This is a genomic window from Mongoliibacter sp., from assembly GCF_007692705.1.
Lineage (GTDB): Bacteria > Bacteroidota > Bacteroidia > Cytophagales > Cyclobacteriaceae > Mongoliibacter.
This window is the reverse complement of record NZ_REBN01000251.1, coordinates 1-2,647: the sequence shown is the minus strand read 5'-3', so window position 1 is coordinate 2,647 and position 2,647 is coordinate 1. Positions and strand designations below refer to the sequence as shown.

The following is a 2,647-nucleotide window of genomic DNA, read 5'->3' as shown; positions in this document are numbered from 1 at the left end:
ATGCCCGGCATCTCCGTTGGTGACTGAGATAAATTTTACCTGATGGCCCATTTCTGCAAAAAGCGCTGCAGTGCCTCCACCTTTGATATCGCAGTCATCTGGATGGGCACCGATCATCAAGATTTTCAAAGGCTTTTCTTGGGCATTTACAGGAAAGTGAATGTAGCTTAATATCAATAGGAGTAAGAGAAAGGTATTTTTCATGGGTTTAGGTTTGGGTTAATAGTTTAGCTTTTCTTTTTCAGTATAAAATTTTCGAACCTCTCCATTGCTACTTCAAGTTCGGTATGGGATACTGAGGTAATCACTACCCTGAACATGCCTTTTTTACTGTGTCCAAAACCATTTCCAGGAGTGATCAGCATACCTGTTTTCTGGAATATTTCGAGCCACAATTGATGCTGTGCTTCTTGAGAAGGTGTATCCATCAATGAAGACAGGTCAATCCAAACGAACAGACTGCCATAAGATGGATTGAAAGGAATCTGAAGCTTTTTGAGGGTTTGGCAAACGATCAGGTAGGATTTGGTCAATGCTTCTTTAAAAGACTTAAGGTATTTTTTGACAAAAACTTGGTCATTCAAAACTTCTCCCAGCAACCACTGTGTGTGGTTAGATATGGCATGTGTCAAACCGATATTCCTATAGCCGGTTATCAGTTGCTCATTGTAAGAATGTAAAATCCCAACCCTATATCCCGAAATCCCAAAATCCTTGGATAAAGAATACCAAAGGTGTAAGTAGGGACTTTTCCTTTCTTTCATTAGATTTCCAAAGGACTTGAATTCAATGGGGTTAGGATAATCTTCACGTATCTCAGGATGCTCGACGTCTACTGTTGCTAATCCATAAATTTCATTGATGATTAGGTGAATTTTTTCATTTTCACACCAATCAGCCATTTGAATAAACTGATTTTCGCTGTAAATACCTCCACTAGGATTGTCCGGACTGGTAAGGATCAACATTCGAAATTCACTTCCATTTTCTTCAATCTCCTTTTTGGCATTTTCCAAATGAGACAATGTTATAGGGAATCCATTTGCCAATTCCGAAACCTCATGGTGGGTTTGCAAGTCAAACCTTTTCAATCCAGCCATTACACCTATGTCTGCTGAATACACAGGATAACTGGGCGCAGGAATTACAGCTGTATCTCCAGATTCAGCCAATAGAAAAGAAGTCATTTCTATAACAGAAGTAGCCCCGACAGAACAGGCTAAAGTTTCTGGTTCAATAACTTGTCGCATTAAATGTTCACCCAAAAAATCCGCAACAGCCTCCCTAAAAGACAGTACTCCAGCAGGGTCACCATAACTTGCTACCCATTCCGGGATTTCCTGATCTCTGGATATTTCCTGCATTTTATCCCGTAACATATCCCAACAAAGGTGATTCTCTGCTACGGTCATAGGGAAGGTGCCATTGGGATTGGTATCGCTATGATACCTGTTTTCCATAGCTTCCTTATAAATTTCCAAATCCATGCGTAAGGGTTTGCTTGCGGCATTTTGGCCTCTTGTAGAGAGGTGGGTAATTTCTTCCATTAGATTTTTTTGAGTAAAAGCTGTAAAAAGATAGGTTAAAAGAATTCATTAATCAAATTGAAGATTGGTTTTGGTGTGTTATAAGCCCAGAACTAAAATGAAATTCTATTTTTCCATTTATATGAATTTTCAAGCTATTCATGAAATACTTCAGTCTAATTTCTCAATAATCAAAAACAAAGAATTGCATAAATTAGCCAAGTAAAAGAACCCAATAATTCGCGTATAGAGGGAATAAAAAAAGCCAACTTTGAAGCTGGCTTTTTTTGATAAGAATAAAAGGAAAAAACTTAATTTTTATAAACTAAATCAAATCGGTCAAGTTCCATGACTTTGGCCCAAGCAGCTACAAAATCTTTCGCAAACTTTTCTTGGTTGTCTTCTTGCGCATAGACTTCTGCCAATGCCCTTAACTCAGAGTGAGAACCGAAGATCAAATCAGCTCTTGTGGCAGTGTATTTCACTTCACCTGTTTTTCTATCTATCCCCTCGAAATACTCCTTTGAATCATCTGCTGCTTTCCACTCAGTACTCATGTCCAAGAGGTTGACAAAGAAATCATTGGTCAGCATATCTTTTTTGTCTGTGAATATCCCATGCTTCGAGCCATCATAGTTGGCATGTAGTGCACGCATGCCACCTACCAAAACGGTCATCTCAGGAGCAGTCAATGTCAGTAATTGTGCCTTGTCCACCAACAATTCTTCAGTGGAGATGGTATATTTGGTTTTCAGGTAATTTCTGAATCCGTCAGCCATCGGCTCCAATAATTGAAAAGACTCAAAGTCTGTCTGCTCTGCTGAAGCATCCATTCTACCAGGAGTAAAAGGAACTTCGATGTTGTATCCAGCATTTTCTGCCGCTTTTTCAACTCCTGTATTTCCTGCTAACACGATCAAGTCAGCCATCGATACTTTTTTGCTTCCTGATTTCCCATTGAAATCAGACTGGATTTTTTCCAATGTTGCCAAGACTTTCGACAAGTCTTCAGCATTGTTTACTTCCCAATTTTTAATTTGGTCAAATCTTATTCTTGCACCATTGGCTCCACCTCTTCTGTCAGAACCCCTGTATGTAGAAGCTGAAGCCCAAGCGGTCTT

General features: G+C 39.3%; 3 protein-coding genes. All 3 read right to left on the bottom strand.

Annotation, left to right across the window (positions count from 1 at the left end; all coding sequences use genetic code 11):
* Positions 1 to 204 (bottom strand): PIG-L family deacetylase (locus tag EA341_RS17260; RefSeq protein ID WP_293016415.1); only part of this gene is annotated, 204 nt, incomplete at its 3' end.
* Between the two features lie 23 nt (positions 205 to 227).
* A complete protein-coding gene (locus EA341_RS17255) occupies positions 228 to 1,547 on the bottom strand; it encodes an aminotransferase class I/II-fold pyridoxal phosphate-dependent enzyme (protein WP_293016414.1) in 1,320 nt (439 codons plus the stop codon).
* 290 nt (positions 1,548 to 1,837) lie between these two features.
* The coding region (locus tag EA341_RS17250; RefSeq protein WP_367127769.1) for a peroxidase family protein at positions 1,838 to 2,647 on the bottom strand (810 nt) is incomplete at its 5' end.